The 22040-nt window shown below is 42.2% G+C and carries 17 protein-coding genes, 1 tRNA gene and 5 pseudogenes; 12 read left to right on the top strand and 11 right to left on the bottom strand.

Annotation, left to right across the window (positions count from 1 at the left end):
- Window positions 1-15 precede the first annotated feature (15 nt).
- Complete coding sequence (locus tag EAE93_RS09075; protein WP_046395756.1) at window positions 16-300, top strand: DUF3892 domain-containing protein; 285 nt, start codon at window positions 16-18, stop codon at window positions 298-300.
- A 569-nt stretch (window positions 301-869) separates the two neighbouring features.
- On the opposite strand, the gene EAE93_RS09070 is transcribed toward EAE93_RS09075, so the two are convergent.
- Window positions 870-1454 (bottom strand): hypothetical protein, encoded by a 585-nt coding sequence (locus tag EAE93_RS09070; RefSeq protein ID WP_214039536.1) that lies wholly within the window; start codon window positions 1452-1454, stop codon window positions 870-872.
- A gap of 335 nt (window positions 1455-1789) precedes the next feature.
- Between EAE93_RS09070 and EAE93_RS09065 the strand changes: the two are divergent.
- From EAE93_RS09065 to EAE93_RS25530, 6 genes and pseudogenes are all read left to right on the top strand, one after another.
- A pseudogene (locus tag EAE93_RS09065) lies at window positions 1790-2017 on the top strand (transposase); the annotation flags it as partial.
- Between the two features lie 162 nt (window positions 2018-2179).
- Entirely contained in the window at window positions 2180-2425 is a 246-nt protein-coding gene (gene tnpA, locus EAE93_RS25535; RefSeq protein ID WP_415186281.1) for an IS66 family insertion sequence element accessory protein TnpA, read from the top strand.
- Window positions 2422-2763 (top strand): IS66 family insertion sequence element accessory protein TnpB, encoded by a 342-nt coding sequence (gene tnpB / locus EAE93_RS09060; RefSeq protein ID WP_214039535.1) that lies wholly within the window; start codon window positions 2422-2424, stop codon window positions 2761-2763. Before tnpA ends, tnpB begins: the two co-directional genes overlap by 4 nt.
- 82 nt (window positions 2764-2845) lie before the next feature.
- Entirely contained in the window at window positions 2846-3169 is a 324-nt protein-coding gene (locus EAE93_RS24465) for a hypothetical protein (RefSeq protein ID WP_250150954.1), read from the top strand.
- A 30-nt stretch (window positions 3170-3199) separates the two neighbouring features.
- Window positions 3200-4002 (top strand): annotated as a pseudogene (gene tnpC, locus EAE93_RS09055) (IS66 family transposase); the annotation flags it as partial.
- A 90-nt stretch (window positions 4003-4092) separates the two neighbouring features.
- Window positions 4093-4227, top strand: a complete 135-nt coding sequence (locus EAE93_RS25530; protein ID WP_172910344.1) for a transposase domain-containing protein — start codon at window positions 4093-4095, stop codon at window positions 4225-4227.
- A gap of 652 nt (window positions 4228-4879) precedes the next feature.
- Here the strand turns inward: EAE93_RS25530 and qatD are convergent.
- The 8 genes and pseudogenes from qatD to EAE93_RS09015 all read right to left on the bottom strand — a co-directional run bounded on the left by qatD (window position 4880) and on the right by EAE93_RS09015 (window position 11485).
- The gene (gene qatD / locus EAE93_RS09050) at window positions 4880-5605 is read right to left on the bottom strand and encodes a Qat anti-phage system TatD family nuclease QatD (RefSeq protein ID WP_082300835.1); all 726 of its coding nucleotides are present in this window, start codon (window positions 5603-5605) and stop codon (window positions 4880-4882) included.
- Window positions 5602-6942 carry a Qat anti-phage system QueC-like protein QatC gene (gene qatC, locus EAE93_RS09045; protein WP_214039534.1) on the bottom strand — a complete coding sequence of 447 codons (1341 nt, stop codon included), beginning with the start codon at window positions 6940-6942 and terminating at the stop codon, window positions 5602-5604. The genes qatD and qatC overlap by 4 nt, the downstream gene beginning before the upstream one ends.
- Complete coding sequence (locus EAE93_RS09040; protein WP_046395751.1) at window positions 6939-7685, bottom strand: hypothetical protein; 747 nt, start codon at window positions 7683-7685, stop codon at window positions 6939-6941. The genes qatC and EAE93_RS09040 overlap by 4 nt, the downstream gene beginning before the upstream one ends.
- A gap of 9 nt (window positions 7686-7694) precedes the next feature.
- Window positions 7695-9464, bottom strand: a complete 1770-nt coding sequence (locus EAE93_RS09035) for a KAP family P-loop NTPase fold protein (protein WP_214039533.1) — start codon at window positions 9462-9464, stop codon at window positions 7695-7697.
- Window positions 9465-9523: 59 nt separating this feature from the next.
- Window positions 9524-10031 (bottom strand): annotated as a pseudogene (locus tag EAE93_RS09030) (site-specific integrase); the annotation flags it as partial.
- Window positions 10032-10247: 216 nt separating this feature from the next.
- Window positions 10248-11003, bottom strand: a pseudogene (locus EAE93_RS09025) (IS5 family transposase).
- A 102-nt stretch (window positions 11004-11105) separates the two neighbouring features.
- A pseudogene (locus EAE93_RS09020) lies at window positions 11106-11249 on the bottom strand (Arm DNA-binding domain-containing protein); the annotation flags it as partial.
- 151 nt (window positions 11250-11400) lie between these two features.
- Window positions 11401-11485 (bottom strand) — tRNA-Leu (locus EAE93_RS09015).
- A gap of 489 nt (window positions 11486-11974) precedes the next feature.
- On the opposite strand from EAE93_RS09015, the gene ampH reads away from it, so the two are divergent.
- The gene (ampH, locus tag EAE93_RS09010; RefSeq protein WP_214039531.1) at window positions 11975-13192 is read left to right on the top strand and encodes a D-alanyl-D-alanine-carboxypeptidase/endopeptidase AmpH; all 1218 of its coding nucleotides are present in this window, start codon (window positions 11975-11977) and stop codon (window positions 13190-13192) included.
- An 85-nt stretch (window positions 13193-13277) separates the two neighbouring features.
- Here ampH and lptG read toward each other — a convergent pair whose 3' ends face one another.
- Complete coding sequence (gene lptG, locus EAE93_RS09005; protein WP_040151218.1) at window positions 13278-14354, bottom strand: LPS export ABC transporter permease LptG; 1077 nt, start codon at window positions 14352-14354, stop codon at window positions 13278-13280.
- Window positions 14354-15454, bottom strand: coding sequence for an LPS export ABC transporter permease LptF (gene lptF, locus EAE93_RS09000; protein ID WP_214039530.1), 1101 nt, complete (start codon window positions 15452-15454; stop codon window positions 14354-14356). Before lptF ends, lptG begins: the two co-directional genes overlap by 1 nt.
- A 286-nt stretch (window positions 15455-15740) precedes the next feature.
- Between lptF and pepA the strand changes: the two genes are divergently transcribed.
- The 4 genes from pepA (at window position 15741) to EAE93_RS08980 (ending at window position 21890) form a co-directional block, all read left to right on the top strand.
- Window positions 15741-17261 carry a leucyl aminopeptidase gene (pepA, locus tag EAE93_RS08995; protein ID WP_036782446.1) on the top strand — a complete coding sequence of 507 codons (1521 nt, stop codon included), beginning with the start codon at window positions 15741-15743 and terminating at the stop codon, window positions 17259-17261.
- 66 nt (window positions 17262-17327) lie between these two features.
- The gene (locus tag EAE93_RS08990) at window positions 17328-17777 is read left to right on the top strand and encodes a DNA polymerase III subunit chi (protein ID WP_036782450.1); all 450 of its coding nucleotides are present in this window, start codon (window positions 17328-17330) and stop codon (window positions 17775-17777) included.
- 13 nt (window positions 17778-17790) lie between these two features.
- Window positions 17791-20688, top strand: coding sequence for a valine--tRNA ligase (locus EAE93_RS08985; protein ID WP_214039529.1), 2898 nt, complete (start codon window positions 17791-17793; stop codon window positions 20686-20688).
- Between the two features lie 428 nt (window positions 20689-21116).
- Window positions 21117-21890, top strand: coding sequence for an amino acid ABC transporter substrate-binding protein (locus EAE93_RS08980; protein ID WP_214039528.1), 774 nt, complete (start codon window positions 21117-21119; stop codon window positions 21888-21890).
- Window positions 21891-22040: the final 150 nt, after the last annotated feature.

Here is a 22040-nt window from a genome sequence, read left to right as displayed (position 1 = left end):
AATTAAGAGGCTAATATGTCAGAGCATCAAGTATTATGTATTAATAAAAGCAACAGGCAAAGTGCTCACGAAAGAATAACTCATATTGGTGGTAAAAATACTGACGGTACGCGTTGGAAAATAACACAACAAGAAGCTATCAATGGGATTGAATCGGGAAAATGGAAATTCTATGTTAGTGCAGGAGGACATTCTGTTCATATAATTGTAGCTGTAAGTGCTTCGCGCAATAAATACCTAAAGACCCAAAATGATGGGGAACAACCGAATAATCTCTTAAGCCTTCCTGAATGTGTTTGATCCCATAAAAAAAGGGTCGCAAGCCCCTTTCAGACCACTGACAAACCTCGTTGAAAATAACGGGGTTTGTTCTTTTCATTATGAATCATAATACAACTCATTTTCCTCATTGACCCGACTCAATCACCCGTCAGGGTGTTATTTTCGCTTCTCTTACATTGACAGGCTCGTTCTCCAGAGATAAAAACAACAAAGCATCGCGACCAACAATGCTATCTTCTTTTTGACTGATGGCATTACAATGTATTTTCGCAGAATGAACGACAATCCTTGCAACAGGGATCATAAGTATGGATTAATTATATCGTCATGCCAAGGAGTCGCATTTTAAGTTAAAAATGCGACTCTTTTTATATAGTCTTTCCTTTGGTGATGAAATTATATCAAGTATGATTTGATATCTTTTTAATAATTAAAAGTTTTCTATCTGCGTCAATTGAACGTTTTTTGTCCTGAGGTATATGTGTCATTTAGTCGTAATTTGCCCTATGAAAATATCAATTCAAAGCAGAACCGTTTGATACCAATAGGGCTAAGAAGCCCTATTTTAGCATCTAATACGTTGTTAACTAACCACAAGATGATATCAAAAATGACGCGTTTGAAGTAAAAAATCCCCTATAGGCATCATATAATCCATTCGCACGAGCATAGGCTTCCGCTCCTCTTAACTTGGCATTTGCTATATTATATCTTTGCCATTTTTCTTCTCCATCCTCACACCTTGGTGAACGGCTTAAATCAACGCCCAAGCTTGAAAACTCAGACATCATTGTCTGTAGTTTTTCACTGGCAAGATGTTTCTGATTGGAATCAGTCAACTCTTTTTCTCTGGCTGCAAGTGCTGAGTATTCAGTATTTATATTTTTTCTAATGTTTTCTAATTCAGCCAATTTACTTTCATATTCTTTTTTGATTTGTTCAATATAAACCTCTTGTTTATAGTTCTCTCCTTGCTTAAGTATTATATCCTTCTCCATCGCTGACATTTTGGCATAAAATGTATGAACCTCTTTATTATGTTCATCTTTTAATGCCTGAAATGACTTATATTCATTAAAAAGATAGAAGGCGATAGGTGTGCAAATAACAATCACGATTAGCGACTGCATAGAATAATTTTTAACCACATCAAAAGCATTTTCTAATGTCATGACTTTTTTACTCAATATCTGATATTAACTTGGAGGAAAGAACTATAAGTTTTAAAAATCCATCTACGAACCTGAAGTATTACTTTGATTAACTTACTATGAGGAGTCTGCTCTAAGGTATTTTCGATATGAAATAATAGAGTATTAGCGCAATATAACATCTTGTTCAGTCCATAATTGATATTAATATCACCATATTAACAGTCCGTTCGTCAATACTATTACAATTATTTCTTAAAATGTCAGCAACTTCTGCTCTTACGACGCTTGTAGTGGTCTAATAAAACCGGAGACCCATTTAGGTGGTAAGATTACCACGTTAAAAGAGGTGTTCAATGACAAGACAACGTTGTACGTTTTCTACAGAGTTTAAGCGTGATGCTGCCAGTCTGGTACTTGACCAAAGCTACCGCATTGCAGAAACCGTTAAGTCACTTGATGTGGGTGAATCAGTGCTGCGACGCTGGGTTGAGCAAGAACGAAGCGGTGTGACACCGAAGGCTAAGGCCCTGACGCCAGAGCAGCAGCGCATTCAAGAGCTAGAGGCCAGAGTTAATCGGTTATAACGGGAGAAAATTATATTAAAAAAGCTACCGATCTCTTGTAACCGCCTAATTAACCCTACATATCCGACAGATTAATCTTTTGTCATAGTGAGTTTTCTTTTATTGAGAGGGCGAATCACTATAACACTCACTGAAAAACAGCAACACTGAGCAGCAGTCATTGCTTCCCAGAAGCAGAGCGGGCTAACGGTAACAGCGTTTTGCCAGCACCAAGAGATTAATCTGGCCTGGACAAAAGAGCTCCGGCAACAGCACGAGCCCCAACGCCTGCATCCCGTTGTGGTTGAAGAACATTCCGAGGCCGGACACATCGTCACGCTCTTTCTGTCCAACGGACTCCGGGCTGAGTTGCCGGCCAAGTTATCCACCGCGCAAATCCGCCACTGGATTGAGGCGCTGCGATGATAGCGGCCGGCACAATTTATCTGGTATCCGGTCGTATCGACATGCGAAAATCCATCGACGGGCTGGCGAGTGTGGTTGACGCGCTGGGTCTGGATCCGCTCAGTGACGTCGGGTTTATTTTTTGTAACCGTCATCGCGATAAGCTCAAAATTTTGTTCTGGGATACCAACGGCTTCTGGCTCTATTACTGCCGGCTGGAAAAAGGCCGCTTCCAGTGGCCCGCGCCGGTATCAGACGGCATAGTACACATTACACGCCAGCAACTGCACTGGCTGTTATCGGAGCTGGCGTTAGCACATCCACGCACGCATCAGCCCTTACGGGGATTAAAAGTGTGATCGGTGACACTGATCCTGTTTTCGGACTTGCACGATCCCGTTGCGCTGTCACACTCAGGCTTTTCCCCTGAGAGCCTGAGTGATGACTGACCTGCCCGATGATATTGACCAACTGAAAGCGCTCGTTTACCAACTTCAGGCCGATATTCAGGGCAAAGAGCGGCAGATCGCCCTGTTGCTTGAACAGCTCAGCCTCAGCAAATCGAAACGTTTCGGCAAACAGAGCGAAAAAGCCGATAAAGGCACTTTCAATGAGGCTGAACAGCAGGATAGCCTGCCTAAACCCGCACCCGCGCATGATAAAAAAGGCCGTCAGCCTTTGCCTGTCAGGCTGGCGCGGGAAGTTCAGCGCCATATCCTGAATGCGCCGCACTGTGACTGTTGCGGTGAACCGTTGCATGCCTGAGGAGTCGAAACCGCTGAAACCCTGAAAATCGTGCCGCAGAAAGTCAGCGTTATTCGTCACGAGCGCACGAAATATGCCTGCCGGCAGTGTGAAAAGACACAAACGCACAGCAAAATTATCACGGCACCCGCTCCGCCCAGTCTGTTGCCCCGGACGATTGCCAGCCCGGATACCCAGTCTGCGATAGTGACCGCCAAATATATCGATGCACTGCCGCTGTACCGTCAGACAGATATTTTAGCGCGTTCCGGTATCGAGATAAGCCGCAGTACGCTGGCGAACTGGTGTGTGCAGCTCGGCCAGCGCAGAGCAAATCCTATATGTGGGTCTATCGCAGCGGCGAATTTGCCGCCCCGCCAGCGGTGATTTTCGATTACCAGCCGAGCCGCAGCGGGCGCTGTGTGGCTGACTTTTTGGGCGATTATGCGGGCTACCTGCTGACCGATGGGTACGCGACTTACGATACACTGAAATCGGTCAGACACGCCGGGTGCATGGCGCATGCCCGTCGTAAATTTACCGAGACCCAGAAAGTTCAGCCGGGTAAAAAAGCCGGACGCGCCGAACAGAGGCTGACTTTTATCGCCCGACTGTACGCCATTGAGCGGGAAGCCCGCCCGTTCAGCCCCGATGAACGACGGCGATGACGACAGGAAAAAGCGACACCTATTCTGAAAGACTTCCACGACTGGCTGACCGAAGCCAGCCGGACGGTGTTACCGAAAAGTGCCATCGGCACCGCGATCACGTATGCCCTGAACCAATGGCCGAAGCTGATTGTCTATCTGGAAGACAGTCATATCAGTATTGATAACAACGTCACTGAGCGGGATATCCGCTCGTTCACGACCGGGCGTAAAAATTGGATTTTTTCCATCTCGCCTGACGGTGCCTTTGCCAGCGCCAACTTATACAGCTTGGTGATGACCTGCCGGGCCAATGACATCAATCCTTATTTTTATTTCCGGCATATTTTTACGGAACTTCCCAAACGCCATTCTGATGATTCATTGCACGATCTGTTGCCGTGGAACGTCAACATCAGCGACATTATGTAAATTGCACTGCTTAATTGGGCACTTACGTCGAATCCGCCATGCTTAAGTGAATCAGATGGTTTCACTCACTGCCCTTTCCTATAGGAATGATACCACCAAAAATGATTTGATAATGTGTATCTTATGTGCGAAATTATTATCTTTGAAGAATCGAAGGATTACATATCAGTATCTCCTGCATTCTTAAATTATTTTAATTTACTTTCTGTTGTGGTCAACACATAAGGAAGAAATATTGTATCTCGCTGAGAATCTTTATATAAACTCTTAATGAAAAAGGGATGAGGTTCAATAAAACATTGAATGTACTAAAGGTCAAACCTGGGTTTTGTGAAGCGTGCATAGAGTTTTTTACTTTATGACTATCACGCCATGAACGAAGATCTGAGAGAAGATAATTTTTCTTTAATTCTGCGTCTTACTTTCATCTGATTGATACTGGATATATTGAGGTTCACCTCCGTTCTGGCGATACCTTGCAAGATTTTTTTAAACTGATACCAAGTTGACAGCCGAAATTTTTGCACTCAGCGCAGTTTTATCAGCAAATCAACAAATAACTTCCAAACTTCAGATATTTTTCTCAAGGTTTAACTGTTTTCATAACCTTTCTCAAAAAAGTCTTAAAAATTATTCAACATTTTTCAGCGGATCATAATTGAAGAATATTCCTGAAATTCTCCTCAATTTTACCTTCAACAAATTCTGAAGTACATCCCCATAACTTTGAAATTCCAGTAATGGCCTTATCAACATCCCAAGGAAATAGGTTTTTCCCAGAATATTTAGCGAATGGTCCATCGGTTTCAGTTAGCAATCTGTCTTTAGGTATTAACTCAATTATTCTTTTGCCTTTTACAGAGTTCAACATTGCAGGTCCAACTGAAAACCATGCACCTATATCAACAGCATTTCTCAATTCGGTTTCAGATCCAGTAAACCAATGGAAAATAGGAATGCCATCGATTCCTTTTAGCTCCTCTACAACCTTTTCAGCACTGCCTCTTGAATGTATTGACATGATCCTACCACCCTGACTATGTACTTTTTTAAGTATATGTCTAAATACTTTAAGTTGTATATTTGCATGTTCTTTATAATCATTCCCACCGTCAAGGCCAATTTCTCCAACATATTTTACTTGAGGTAGTAAAATATCGAAAATGCCTAACTCCTCGTATCTTAAATGGGCGAGTTCGGGGTGTAGTCCTAATGCTGTTTTGATTCTTTTACTGTTTGCAACAAGCCTATTGGTGCCAATATATGCTTTTGGCGTTGTTGTTATAGAAAGGATATACAGCCCTTTCTCGTTACACGTCGTAATAATATCATTTGGATTTCTATAGAGATCCAAATGACAATGCATATCAAGCTTCAAATCACTTTTTCCTTTTTTAAGAAGGTTTCAACTTCCAGCAATCCGTCTGAAAAAACTTTTTCATATTTATCAAGGTCATTAGTATTCAATTTCCCAGATTTTAATATCCATGATTTCAAGTTGTTCTTCTTGGATTTTTCAATTGCTACCGAAACTGAAATAACATCATCACGTCCATCCTGCTTATTTTTAACAAAATCACGTAAAGTTGGATAGGTTGCATGATAATAGGTAATTGATTCATTAAGATTACCTTTCATTAAGGATGCCCGCCTTATCATACATGGAACACAATAGCCGCACTGTTGATGCTTTCTTTTCCAATGACTGCATGAAACTGTGAGATCTACAATTCCAGATAACATCTTTAAATCATTACAACTACTGACCATTTGCCCCTTAGTCATAAATTGATAAGGGTTCATTAATTGAACATCGAAACCAACATTATTGAAAATTTCTTGAATCATTTCTATAAAATACGGGTGCGTAGTTCGAGTACTAAGCGAGCCGATTCTTCGACTTGTTAATGGTGCATTTAACGAGATAAAACCGTTCTCAGGAATATATATAGGTAACTTCTTATAGTTATTAGCTTTTTTTACAGCATCTGCACCTACTACTGCAAATGCCAAGAAGTTCAAGCTTCGGGTTCTCATAGTAATATCCCTTGGCATTCCTCTGCCAATAGGATTAGCGCTTGAACGAAATCTGGAGAATACGCCTTTGTCCTTGATTTTTAGTGCTATTTGATCTTGCTTAGCTTTATCACCTTTATATGAGTGACTAATTAACAATGGTTTTTTACCTGAAGATAAGATATCTATTACTCCTATGGCACTGTCTAACCCTCCAGAAAATAACGAAACGCAGTCCAATCCATTTAGGTTTATTAACCTACGCCCATTAACTGCTTTGAATGGCTGCGGTGGTTTAGGTCCATCCTTCTTAAAGTCGAAACGCCACACATCTCCACTTAAAAACTGTAGTGCCTTTTCTAACAACTCCTTATTTTTATGCCATATTGCAGAATTATTAACTGGAACTGATACATTTATACTTCGTGTCCAGCCATCAAAGCAATCGTCCCTTACAATAAAGGTATCTGCTGCCGTTACTGCAAGCGATATTGTCAAGAAATCCATAACTTCATCAGAAATTTTCACTCCCAATCTTTTTATTGCATCAAAAACTGGCTTTCCTATAGTTGCGATATCATCTCTGGTTTTTTTTCCATTTTTATACACAACACCATCACGAGAATAAATCTGTACGGAAACAGTTAAGTCATCAGCAGGTGGTAATCTACTATAATCATGATCTACATAAATATTCATTCTTCATATCCTTTCCATTCATTCCAAACTTCAGTAATAACTTCTTTTTGGATAGTTATAATATCCTTTTTTGAAAAAGCCCTTACATTTTTACTTAATTTTGGTTCCATTATGTTATCTACAGTGGCACTTATTAATTCATGCAATGAGTTTTCGGCAACCTGTAATCCTTTTGCGGTTTGAGCATTATTCCAAACTTTACCTGCATCCATCGTGATTTGTAGAAAAATACTGTCCGTTAAATAACAAATCATTGTCTCTATTATCACATCATCAGTAATATCAGATGGATTGAAGGTAGATCTACCGTCTAATGCTTCGACTAAAGCATCATTCATCGCTGTTTGTATTTTGTCCGCATCTTCACTACCTTCTGATAATGAATGTGCAATTTTTGCTACTGCATCCTCACATGGCAGTCCTTTAAGACTATCAAGGTCTACTAATGGATTCATATTCGAATCATTGGAAATACCATCATTCAACAATTCAAATAATCCACCACCTGCACCGACAATATTACTTAAACGTGCATTGGCTGATTCAGCGCCTCCCGTTACTTGTCTCGCATAACGGCCTAACGCGCCCTTCAATGCCGCACCATCTCTGTTACGTGCAAATCTACCAAACAAAGTTCTAAACCCACTGAGGTTTTGATTTTCGCCATTTTTAGTTTGATCAGCCCAAGGTGGGACAAGGGCTTTTCCATTCTTAGGTCCTTTACTTGACTGTGAGGTCCCCATTTTATCTCCTTATTTATTCCATGTTTTATCTTTAATAAGTATATTCATCCAATGTGGTTGCTCATTGATACCACCGATGAATCTTTTAAGTATTTTTGCTGCCTCTATATTGTTATCAGCAACTAATACAGCACCGGCAAACCCGTCTGGTCGACTATTCCATTCAGTTATACTTCTAAGATGCTCAACTAATCCCTCCATTACAGGGATAAATTCGTCTTTAGATATATCTTTTAATGCTCTCGAAGCAGCTTGTGAACTCTTTCTTTTTGTTGCTACTAATACGTTTAATGCATCTCTTGCTTTTGGTGAAAGGCCAATAACATAATGCCCCGCAGGCATTGTTTCACGAGAAAGATATATAGCCGCGCGTAAATCTTTATCGCTTAACTTAGGCTCAAGCTCCAGCCATTTCAGAACGAACTCACTTGTTGTTTCATATTTTCTCCATACGGAAGGAACTGACTCGGGAAGCTCATCTAAACTTTTACGCTCTAATTCACTCATGATCTTTTTGAAATTTTTATTTGTATCGATCATCGAATACAATGCGTTAGCTGCTTCTTCACCTGCACATCTTTCAAATATCACTAACTTCGTTATAACGTTTTCATCTAAAGATATTTTTCTTCTCTTTGCAATATTAGATCTCATCTTCACAATGTTGAGTAACCTTTTTACGATACGTGGATTACCATGAATTATTGGTGATGTTGCAAAAATAGGTGCTATTCTGTCTACTTGATCAAAAGCAAGAGCCAATTCAAGATTCCCTTCGCATTGCAAAATCTTAAGAGCATCCTCCTTTTTCATTGGATCTTCATGCCATGACTCTTGTAGTGATTTTTCTAATGCCAGCCGGAGATCCTCAATTAAATCTTCTTTTATGCCTGAATTTACCGCATGAAGTAAAAAAAGATATGATCTAATTTCCAAAAGTCCAGTCCTTGGCACCCTTATTGGAACTTGAATAAGTTTATCTAGATAATCAATATGATGTCTTGCAGATGTACCTTTGAAATATTCGGCAACTGAAGTTCTTATCATATCTTCATCAGCAGCAATGACAAAAGCTGTGTTTGGAAGAAAAAGAAATAATCTTATAGCTTCAAGAGTTTGAATTGCATTCTGAGGTAAACAACGGTCTAAATTATCAATAAATACAATCAGGTTCTTATTCAGGTCTTTGAGTATTCCACTATATTCCTCTCTAAACAAATTTATCTGTTGTGGTGGAGTGGAAATTTCTTTATCCTTAATTAATCCGCATTTGGCTATTTCTTTCCCAGTATCAATGGTATTTTGATAATTATCCTCATTAACACCATTGCTAAATATATCTTTTATTGCTCCCAAGCCTCGTGAAACCATCCCACCCGTAGGGATGCCATGAGCTAATGCAATACCTTCTATTGTCAATCCTAACGCCCTAACCTTATCTACTCTATTAAAGAGATTAAATGTTCTTTCTACAATATCCTCATTTCCTTGAGCTGCTTCATTTAATTTTGTTGCAATCACTTCTAATAAAGCTGCTCTAGCATCATCATACCCCTGATAAAGCCAAGCATCAAAGTTGACGACTAAAATATCCTCATCTTCTTCTTCATTGATCTGTTTTTCAATTATTTTTAATAATGATGACTTGCCTGCGCCCCAGTTCCCGAAAATCCCAATCGATACTGGGAGCATATTTTTTGATTTTAAAATATCTACAGCTAAACTTGATACTTCTCCAAAATTTAAATAGTCAATATTCGACTCAACATCTGGCCACATACACATTTCCTTTTAAGTCAATAATATTCTCCGCACAAATGATTAACTTGCTAATAATTTCAACCTTGTTTGAAAGGAGGATACTTTGCCAATTCTAATTGTGCATTATACAATTTAGAAGTAGCCTTGATGATATGCAATTCTATTTTTCTGTACTGCATCATAAATATGATCTCGATCAGGTTCAGCATACCGTTCTGTAAGGTCAGTAGTGTTGCGATGATTTAGTAAGCGTTTTACTTCTGCATAGGAGGTTAGTTCTTCTGCAATACGTCCAAAAGCTCTTCTTAAGTCATGGATTCCGAGTTTGACTATCCCCACATCGTGACAAACGTATTCCCGTAAACTTTTTCTGTCAGAGTCATGCCCAACCTTACTTTTTGTCGAACGGGCAGGGAAAACCCATTTGAGTCTTGATAAGGTTTTTTCAGTGCTTAAGTACAATATCTCGTCTGTCTTCAAAGATACATTTCAATTCATCACAAATCGATAGTTCGTGATCATTAAGGTTTACGTGTCATAAAACCGAACGATCCTGCTTTGAAGTTCAACATAGCTGATTGTTCTCAAATTTATTGATTCATTTTGGTTTTCAGTGGGTTAACATGTTGCCACTTGAGCACTCAAAGGACTTAAAAACGAGCAAAACCAATATAAAAAAGTCATTTGATGCGGATTTCCCTATCCACACGCCATGATGCAGCAATACCCTATAATTCAGATTATCTAATTTGGTTAAATTGAAAAAAATATAAATATCATGAAATCTAGACGACACTGTCGTCATGATATTTTTAGCCAAAGAACAAGACAGCGAATTTGTACTGCTGCAAGAAAAGACGCGCTGTTTTTTGCATAACGAGTGGCTATACCACGCCAGCGCTTAACGCATTTTCAACTAAATGACGGTGTCGGTAGAACTCACAGTCGTATTCTCTGGCAACCTTTCGATTTTTCTGACTGGGGATCTGAACTTGCATGCCTTGTTGCCCCGCTTTTTCTACTATCGCGTTGCTATCATAGCCTCTATCCGCCAAGAGGTGCTCGGCATCAAATCCGTCAATTAAGGTCTCAGCTTGTGAACAATCCGCTGTGGTACCGCTTGTAATAACAATTCTGACCGGCATACCATGCGCATCCACAGCCAAGTGCATCTTTGTATTGAGTTCCCTTTTGTAAGTCCCATATCCTGATTACCGCTTTTGCCCCCCGCCGCATCGGAATGAACTTTAATATGGCCGGCATCAATCATTAACCATTCGAAATCGGGATCATTAACCAATTGTTCGAGCAGCTTTTCTCATATCCCTTTATCTCTCCAGCGGCAAAAACGACGATGGGTATTTTTCCAGTCGCCATAATCAGGATGCAGATCCCGCCAAGGTGCCCCGTCCATAAAATCCAAAACACGGCATTGATAAAACGTCGATTATCTTCAGCAACACGCCCCGAAGCACCTTTCCGACCCGGCAAATGAGGTTCAAGCAGGTTCCAGACGCGATCTGAAATATCGTGGCGGCGGCGTGCAGGTGTGCTCATGGTTAATCAGCTCTTATGATGGAATAAGGGGGATTACTATTGCACGAAATTTCTCATGACGACAGGATCTAAGTTAGTGACCAATTTTTATTGACCACAACAGTATTTCATACGCCAGTATTTTGAACCTCTCGGAGTAATTTCCAGATACAACCCGCCACCATCAGCGAGTTTATAGGCTTTATCTTTTGGCTTTGCTGCCTCTATTTGCCTGGCCTGGCATTGAGTTTCATGTTGGGGGCACATTATTAATCGAATCGGAAGATGCCCCCAATTATGCCCCCACAGATATGTGGATTGCAACGGACGATAATAGACCTTGATAAACTATTTTATTTGATTTATAAGGAGTTTTCTTGGATAAGTGGACTTTGATGAACTGCTATGAACATAGTCATGGTGCCGAAGGCCGGACTCGAACCGGCACACCCGAAGGCGGTTGATTTTGAATCAACTGCGTCTACCGATTTCGCCACTTCGGCACTGAAGTAGTATGCGGAAAACGAGGGCCATTATACCTGTCAGCGATCTGTTAGCAACTGTTATCCTTCTAACTTTGGTTTAAGTGTTGAAAAAAAGATCAAACCTATCTCTCAACACACATGCGAGTTCAATTACTGAACATAAAAGCTCTAAATAAACACACACAGCAATATCTTTTCCACCTGAAATAGCGCCTTCTCTACAATAACAGAGAAAAAACAACTCCCCCGAGACAGTTTTTACAATCATCGTTAGCCGAACCACCTGACGCTGATAGACAACCTATAATCACCTTATATAATCTCAGCATGATAATTCGCTATGAGGTAAATGGTTATGACGATTATTAGCTGGATTGGCGCCGGGATCTTTTTGGGCATTGTCATTGGTGCGTTGATGGCATTGTTTAAGAAGAATAAGTAGCCGTTTCTGGTCTCTCTATCCTGTTCCTGTATTCACCGGAAGTATGCCTGATTGGTCAATTCAAAATGAATAAACAGTTTTTTAAGATCTTCTCTGTTTCTACCATGATGTTGGCTCTCGCAGCCTGTTCTTCTTCTGATAAAACATATTCGGCAAAGTTTCTGCAACCGAAGAAACAACCATTGAAATGGGAAGTGTTCGAAGGAAATGTGAGAACTAAAAAACTAGCTTCACAGTTGGTTGATCAGTATGCACAGGATATTTTCAGCGGCAGCAATGCGCAAGGCATGGCGATGGTGGTGATTGATAATAATCAGACGGTTTACCGCAGTTTCGGTGAAACCCGTCCGGGAAGTGGCATCCGTCCGAAACCCGATTCAATCATTCGTATTGCCTCGCTAACTAAGTTGATGACCAGTGAGGTTATGATCAAGCTCGAAGAGGATGAGGTTCTGCGCTCCACCGATCCATTGCAGGATTATAGTTATTATGGCGTGAAAGTCCCCCTGTATAGCCCTCTTCAACCTATCCGGTTATTCCACCTGGCAAGCCATACCAGTGGTTTACCTCGTGAGCAACCGGGAGGTAGATGGGGGCGTCCTGTTTTTGTCTGGCCTACACAAGCCAACCGCTGGACTTGGTTAAAGACAGCTCAATTAGACTCCGCACCAGGCACAACAGCATCTTATTCTAATCTGGCTTATGATTTATTGGCAGATGCGCTCTCTAAGGCTACAGGTAAGCCATACACCCGTTTGTTATACGATAAGATCACTGGCCCTTATTACATGAAAGACACTACACTGACACCAAACCATTCTCAGTGTGCTCGTTTGATGGAAAGTTATAAGCCGAGTCCGTGTCTTAATACGATTGCAGCAGCAGGCAGTGGTGGAATTTATTCAACGCCAAAAGATATGCAGCGCTGGATGCAGCAGTTTTTATCATCAGACAGTCAGTTACGTAAACAAACTGCGAGTCGCGAACAAGGTATTTATTTTAAGCGTTCCGCTCTGGCTTCAATTAAAGGGATGGATGTTGCCGGTCAGGCAGATGGCGTTGGCCTTGGGTGGGTTTACATGAACGGCCGTGGCGATGTACCGGGTATTTATCAGAAAACCGGTGGCGGCGGGGGGTTTAATACGTATATGGCAATGATCCCCGAACAAAATATCGGGGTGTTTGTGGTAATTACTCGTAAACAACGCAGCCAGTTCAGTAGTGTAACAACGGGGGTTAATCAACTGGTAACCGCATTGTCGAAAAATCACCATCAAGCTTGAATCTTTTACGTCGTAAAATCGAGATATCCAGGATAGGGTTTCTTAGCCAAAAACCCTATCCCTATGGTTCCCCGATTTCTAAAAACTACTGTCTCTTAAGGAGTAAGTAAATACTCACAATAAGAAACGATAAGCTTGGTAACAGTGCTGCCAGAACCGCTGGCATGTTGTACACCAGGCTCAGTGGGCCAAAAATCTCATTAAGTACATAGAATAGGAAGCCAAAGCTGATCCCTGTTACTATCCTCACCCCCATCGGCACAGTACGCAATGGTCCGAAGATGAAAGAGAGCGCCATCAACATCATTACTGCAACTGAAAGTGGGGCAAATATTTTTTTCCACATATTCAGTTGATAACGTCCTGACTCCTGCTCACTCTGCTTAAGGTACTTGATGTACTGATATAAACCACTAATGGAAAGTGCTTCAGGCTCAAGCGCTACCACATTTAACTGTTCTGGCGTCAGGAGAATTTTCCAGTCAGCGGAAATACGTTGTGAGCCAGTGATTTTTTTGCTGTCTGTCAGATCAGATTCTTCCACCTGAGAAAGCTTCCACAGGTCGCTATCTTCATCATAAACCGCACTGGCTGCATACTTTACAGAGAGTAGTTTTTTATCATCACTAAAATGATAGATATTGACGCCTTTAATCTCTGTATCACTCACAATCCGCTGGATGTAGATAAAATCGTCCCCATCTTTAGCCCACATACCTTTAGTTGTTGAAACCAGAGAACCACCAAGCATCTTCTGAGCCCGGTAATTACGCGCCATCTGTTCACCTTGTGGCGCGACCCATTCACCAATAACCATTGTCAGGATCACCAACGGAATAGCCGTTTTCATCACTGAACCAGCAATTTGCATACGGGTAAATCCAGCAGCCTGCATGACCACCAACTCACTACGGGTTGCCAGCGTACCAAGCCCCAATAAAGCGCCAAGCAAAGCGGCCATCGGGAAAAATATCTGAATATCTTTCGGTACGCTTAACAAAGCATAAAGACCCGCGGAAATAGTGGTATATTCCCCCTGCCCCACTTTTCTTAGCTGATCAACAAACTTAATAATGCCGGAAAGTGATACCAGCATAAACAGCGTCATCAGAATAGTCTGTAGAATAGTCCGCCCGATATAACGATCCAATACACCAAACATCAGGCTACTCCTCTGTCTTTGAAACAAGCCCGAATCCTACGCATCGGTAAGGTATCCCAAATATTAAGAACCAACGCCAGCGTCAAATAAGCCCCGTTAACCAACCACATCCAGATAAGGGGGTCCAATTTGCCTTTACTACCGTTAGAACGCAGGGAACTTTGTAGTAAGAAGAAAATGAGATATAGCAGCATCGCTGGCAACATGCTTAGTACTCGCCCTTGACGCGGGTTTACCACGCTTAAGGGTACAACCATCATGGCCATAATCAGTACCGAAAGCACCAGAGTCAGACGCCAATGGAACTCAGCGCGGGAATCTTTATCATCATCCTGCCATAACTGAACAATAGACTTCTGCTCAACTTTATTACTATCTACGATTGATGTCTGATGCCCAACAATTGCTTGATAATCACGGAATTCAGTGATCCTAAAATTACGCAACATGGCAGTACCTTCATAACGGGTGCCATGATTAAGGATAACTACCTGTTTGCCATCAGGCCGCTCCACCATATGACCACCATCAGAGATCACCACAGAAGGACGCTGGTTATCAACGGGACGAAGTTGGGCAAGGAATACGTTTTCAAATTTATTGCCATGCACGTTGCCAATATAGAGCACCAAATTACCATCGTCGGAAGGTTTGAACCTCCCTTCCATGATCGCCGCTAAACTTGGATTAGCTTTAGCATCAGCCACCACATGCTCTTGATATTTCGAGGACCACGGCATGAGCCAAATGACATTCACTGCCGCTAACGCGGAAGTTAACAACGCCAGAATAAGCGCCGAAACCACCAGCACACGCTTGCCTAAGCCACACGCATGCATAACAGTTATTTCACTTTCAGTATAGAGTTTACTGAAAGTCATCAATACCCCAAGAAACAGACTCAGGGGCAAAATCAACTGCGCCATTTCAGGCACGCCTAATCCTAATAAGGATAAAACTAAGTTTGCCGGGACGTCCCCTTCCACTGCGGCACCCAAAACTTCTACTAACTTTTGACAGAAAAAGATGAGTAAAAGGATAAAAAGTATCGCAACTTGGCTTTTCAGGGTTTCCCGTACTAGATATCTAATGATGATCACGCTTATTACGCCTGTGAAAACTTGTCTTTTTGCAGGAAAATCGCTAACTTCATTGTATATATACCATTTATTATGTGCATCAGTTTGGCTTCCTCACTGCTAAAATGATATCGAAGCATTCCATATTCAGGTTCCCAATCAGAACATACTTATATAGTTAGCTAAACAATAACAAATAGTGGGTTTAGCTTAACATAAATAGTTAATTTTCTATGGGGTAGATTAATGCGGAACGCTATATTTTAGCGATAGCATCCGTCTTTGTCTTTAAGATTCAGGAGAACGCATGGAGTTTAGTGTAAAAAGCGGTAGCCCGGAGAAACAACGTAGTGCATGTATCATTGTCGGCGTTTTCGAACCTCGTCGCCTTTCCTCTATCGCTGAACAACTCGATAAAATAAGTGACGGTTACATCAGTGCATTGCTGCGTCGCGGTGAACTAGAAGGCAAAGTTGGTCAATCACTGCTGCTGCATCATGTTCCCAATGTGTTATCTGAGCGTATTCTGCTTATCGGCTGTGGTAAAGAGCGCGAATTGGATGAACGCCAGTATAAACAGATTATTCAGAAAACTATCAATACCCTCAATGAAACGGGTTCAATGGAAGCAGTTTGCTTCTTAACAGAACTGCATGTTAAAGGCCGCAATAATTATTGGAAGGTACGCCAAGCGGTGGAAACAGCGAAAGAGTCTCTCTATGTTTTCAACCAGCTAAAAAGTAATAAAAATGAGTTGCGCCGCCCACTGCGTAAGATGGTTTTCAATGTTCCGACCCGTCGGGAGCTAACCAGCGGTGAACGTGCAATCCAACACGGCCTTGCCATTGCTGCCGGTATCAAAGCGACCAAAGATCTTGGTAACATGCCACCCAATATCTGTAATGCAGCTTATCTGGCTTCTCAGGCACGCCAGCTCGCAGATTCTGCCAATAGCCATATTACAACAAAAGTGATTGGTGAAGAGCAGATGAAAGAGCTAGGCATGCATGCCTACCTGGCGGTTGGTCAAGGCTCTCAGAATGAATCTCTGATGTCAGTCATGGAATATAAAGGCAGTTCTGATAAAAATGCCAAACCCATCATTCTGGTTGGCAAGGGCCTGACTTTTGACTCCGGCGGTATTTCAATCAAATCTGCTGGCGGCATGGATGAGATGAAATATGATATGTGTGGAGCGGCAACGGTTTATGGCGTAATGCGTGTGGTTTCTGAGCTACAATTACCACTCAATGTCATCGGCGTCATGGCAGGCTGCGAGAATATGCCAGGGGGTCGCGCTTACCGACCTGGAGATATTTTAACCACCCTATCTGGTCAGACTGTCGAAGTACTCAACACCGATGCCGAAGGCCGTCTGGTTCTGTGCGATGCGTTAACTTACGTTGAACGTTTTGATCCAGAATTGGTCATTGATATCGCTACACTAACCGGGGCTTGCATAACGGCGCTTGGTAACCATTACAGTGGATTGTTATCCAACCATAATCCACTGGCCCATGAGTTACTCAATGCCTCAGAACAATCCGGTGATCGCGCATGGCGTCTGCCAATGACTGACGAGTTCCTCGAGCAAATCGATTCTAACTTTGCCGATCTGGCGAATACCGGCGGCAGTGCGGGTGGTGCGATTACCGCAGCCTGTTTCCTGTCTCGCTTCGCAACAAAATATCACTGGGCGCATCTGGATATCGCGGGTACGGCCTGGCGTTCAGGTAAAGCAAAAGGCGCAACAGGTCGCCCGGTTGCACTGCTGTCACAATTCCTGTTAAATCGGGCGGGAAGTGCCGGTATCAATAACGACGATTGATTTGATTCCTCTCTTAGTTTATCAAAAGGGCATTTAACAATGCCCTTTCTCCGTAACAGAGACATTATGAAAAGTGCCACGTTTTATTTACTGGAACAGCCATCACCTCAGGCAGATTTGCAAGCTCACGAATGGCTGGCATGTCAATTTGCGGCCGACCAATGGCGAGCAGGAAAACGGGTGCTAATTGCCTGTGAAAACCAGCTACAGGCAGAAAAGTTAGATGAAGCCTTATGGCAACGGGAGCCTCATCAGTTCGTCCCACATAATCTTGCTGGTGAAGGGCCAAGATATGGTGCGCCAGTTGAGTTATGTTGGCCGCAAAAACGGGGAAATGCCCCTCGTGATATCTTAATAAATCTGTTGCCGCAATTTGCAGACTTTGCCACCGCTTTCCATGAAGTGATAGACTTCGTTCCTATAGATGAAAATTTGAAACAGTTAGCGCGTGAACGATATAAATCATATCGCAGCGTCGGCTTTAATTTGACCACGGCAACGCCGCCAACATACTAAGTATCAAGATAAAATGGAAAAAACACCCGCAACTCAAACGCAAGCCGAGCCATCTCTCGATAAAACGTACAATCCTAAAGAAATTGAACAGCCTCTTTATAACCATTGGGAGAAAAGTGGTTACTTCAAGCCGAACGGCGATACCAGCCGTGAGAGTTTCTGTATTGTTATCCCGCCGCCAAACGTGACCGGCAGCCTACATATGGGCCATGCGTTTCAGCAAACCATTATGGATACCATGATCCGCTATCAGCGGATGCAGGGTAAAAATACGTTGTGGCAGTCCGGTACTGACCACGCAGGTATTGCCACTCAAATGGTGGTTGAGCGCAAGATCGCAGCAGAAGAAGGCAAAACCCGCCACGATTATGGCCGTGATGCGTTTATCGATAAGATCTGGCAGTGGAAAGCAGAATCCGGCGGCACGATTACCAATCAGATGCGTCGTCTGGGTAACTCCGTTGACTGGGAGCGCGAGCGTTTCACTATGGATGAAGGTCTGTCCAACGCCGTAAAAGAAGCCTTTGTCCGTCTGTATCAAGAGAATCTCATTTATCGGGGGAAACGGCTGGTTAACTGGGACCCGAAATTGCACACTGCGATTTCCGATCTGGAAGTTGAGAACCGTGAAGTGAAAGGTTCTATGTGGCATCTGCGTTATCCATTGGCCGATGGTGTCACGACCGCAGAAGGGAAAGATTATCTGATCGTTGCAACTACCCGGCCTGAAACGATGTTAGGCGATACCGGCGTGGCAGTTAACCCGGAAGATCCGCGTTACAAGGATTTAATCGGCAAAGAGATTATTCTGCCATTGGTTAACCGCCGCATTCCTATTGTCGGTGATGAACACGCGGATATGGAAAAAGGTACCGGTTGCGTAAAAATTACACCTGCCCATGACTTCAATGACTATGAAGTCGGTAAGCGCCATGCCCTGCCGATGATCAATATCATGACCCTTGATGGCAACATCCGTCATGCAGCCGAAGTTTTCGATACCAATGGCGAAATTTCTGATGTTTACAGCTCTGATATTCCGGTTGAATACCAAGGCATGGAACGTTTTGCAGCTCGTAAAGCGATGGTTGCTGAGTTCGAAAAACTAGGCCTGCTGGTTGAAATTAAACCTCATGATCTGACTGTTCCTTATGGCGACCGCGGCGGTGTGGTTATTGAACCCATGCTGACTGATCAATGGTATGTCCGTACCGCGCCTCTGGCGAAAGTGGCTATCGAAGCCGTTGAAAATGGCGATATCCAGTTTGTACCTAAGCAGTATGAAAATATGTATTACTCCTGGATGCGCGATATTCAGGATTGGTGTATCTCTCGTCAATTATGGTGGGGCCACCGTATTCCGGCATGGTATGACGCCAACGGTAATGTTTATGTTGGTCGCAGTGAAGAAGAAGTCCGCCGTGAAAACAATCTGGGCGCGAACATCGCTTTAAACCAGGATGAAGATGTACTGGATACCTGGTTCTCTTCCGGTTTATGGACTTTCTCTACCCTTGGCTGGCCTGAACAAACCGAGGCGTTGAAAACTTTCCACCCAACCGATGTGTTGGTGAGCGGTTTTGATATCATCTTTTTCTGGATTGCTCGCATGATCATGATGACCATGCATTTCATCAAAGATGAAAATGGCAAACCTCAGGTTCCCTTTAAGACTGTCTACATGACCGGTCTTATCCGGGATGAAGAAGGTCAGAAGATGTCCAAATCCAAAGGGAATGTCATTGACCCACTGGACATGGTTGACGGTATTTCTCTGGAAGATCTGCTAGAAAAACGTACTGGTAATATGATGCAGCCACAGTTGGCCGAAAAAATCCGCAAACGTACCGAGAAGCAGTTCCCGGCAGGTATCGAAGCGCATGGTACCGATGCCCTACGCTTTACGTTAGCAGCGCTGGCCTCAACAGGTCGTGATATCAACTGGGATATGAAACGCCTGCAAGGCTACCGTAATTTCTGTAACAAATTGTGGAATGCCAGCCGCTTTGTTCTAATGAATACAGAAGGTCAGGATTGCGGCCAAAATGGCGGTGAAATAGTGCTGTCACTGGCTGATCGTTGGATTCTGGCTGAATTTAACCAGACAGTAAAAGCTTACCGTGAAGCACTGGATACATATCGTTTTGATATGGCTGCCAATATTCTTTATGAATTCACCTGGAACCAGTTCTGTGACTGGTATCTGGAGCTATCTAAACCGGCAATTAACAAAGGTTCAGAGGCAGAAGTTCGTGGCGCCCGTCATACTCTGATCGAAGTTCTGGAAGGATTATTGCGCCTGGCTCACCCAATTATTCCATTTATCACTGAAACCATCTGGCAACGGGTGAAAGTGGTTAAAGGAATTGAAGCAGATACTATTATGCTGCAACGATTCCCTGAATTTGATCTAGCGAAAACTGATGAACTGGCGCTGAACGATCTGGAATGGATTAAGGAAGCGATTATTGCAGTACGTAATATCCGTGCTGAAATGAATATCGCACCAGGCAAACCACTGGAAGTTTTGCTACGTAATGCCGATGCTGATGCACAACGTCGTGTAGCGGAAAACCTGAATTTCATTCAGGCAATGGGCCGATTATCTTCTGTCACGCTTCTCTCTGCGGGTGAAGAAGCGCCGATTTCTGTCACTAAACTGATTAATGGCGCAGAAGTATTAATTCCAATGGCTGGCTTAGTGGATAAAGAGGCCGAACTAAGCCGTTTGAATAAAGAGATTGAGAAACTGGATAAAGAGATTGGCAGCATTGAAGGCAAGCTGTCAAATGAAGGTTTCGTCAGCCGTGCGCCCGAAGCTGTTGTCGCCAAAGAGCGTGAACGTCTGGCAAGCTGCAATACATCAAAAGAGAAGCTGCTGGCTCAGAAAGAAACGATTGCCGCGTTGTAATCTTTTCAAAAAGTAAATTCTCACCAAAGCCACTGCAATTCATTGTCAGTGGCTTTTTAATTTAAATAGTAAACGATAAAATTAATAATAAGATGTAAATTGAATCTATTCTATATCAATACCATCAAGAATATTGAAAATAACCATACCTACTTCCTTAACATGAGTGAATATTAATTTTTAAATTTATATATCTGAAATGACAATATGATATAATTTTATTTTATATATAAATCATTATAGTTAGCATATTATACAGAGAATAAAATCATATAAATACATTATTACAAGCAAAAAGGTAAACAATAATGCAATTTTAGTCTAATTTAATATTCAATTATTTATTATTATGAATAATTTATTTCATTAAGCACTATCAAGGTAGCAATAAATTAATTTACTCATTTATAACAACCCGGAGAAATAGAATGAGAACAATTCTTACCCTATTATTGGCAAGTACTATCCAATTTGGCCTCGTACATTACGCTAATGCAGAATCAACCCTTGATAAGATTAAATCCACCGGCACATTCAGAATAGCGACGGAAGGAGCTTATCCACCATTCACTTATCACGATGCCTCCGGTACTTTAACTGGCTTCGACGTCGACATTGGCCGTGAAATTGCACGCCGATTGAATGTCAAACCAACATTTATTGAGGGAAAATGGGACGGACTGATTGCCGGGTTAGATGCGGGACGTTCTGATGCGGTAATTAACCAAATTGCGATTACACCTGAGCGCAAGAAAAAATATGACTTCTCCATCCCCTATATCACATCGCAAGCGGTACTTATCATTAATAAAGATAACAATAACATAAGAACATTCAGCGACTTACAAGGCAGAACCTCAGCACATACTCTAACCAACAACTTCGCTCAAATAGCCAGAGATAACGGCGCGGAAATTATCGGCACGAATGGATTTAGTCAGGAAATAGAATTGGTTAGTACCGGCAGAGCCGATGCCACTATTAATGATAACTTATCTTATCTGGACTATAAGAAGCACAAACCAAACGCACCAGTAAAAATTGTCGCAACTAGCCCCAATGCAGGGCAGACAGCCGTTTTACTTCGTCAGGGAGAGTCAGAACTCAAAATTGCTATTGATAAAGCAATAACTGACATCAAAGCCGATGGTACCTATCAGCGTATCTGGGCTAACTATTTTGGTGATAATCCTTCCGAATAAGTGCAATATTCCCTTAACAGTTCCCTGGAAGTTAAAGACAAACTCTGTCCAGGGGACTTTATTATTAACCTTGTTGAATTAAGTAATTAGAAAATATTTTAACCAAACATTAGATATATTGATTTATATAAATCACTCTATATATCTAAA

This window comes from Photorhabdus akhurstii, assembly GCF_018448925.1.
GTDB classification, from domain to species: Bacteria; Pseudomonadota; Gammaproteobacteria; order Enterobacterales; family Enterobacteriaceae; genus Photorhabdus; species Photorhabdus akhurstii.
This window is presented reverse-complemented; position numbering and strand designations above follow the sequence as displayed.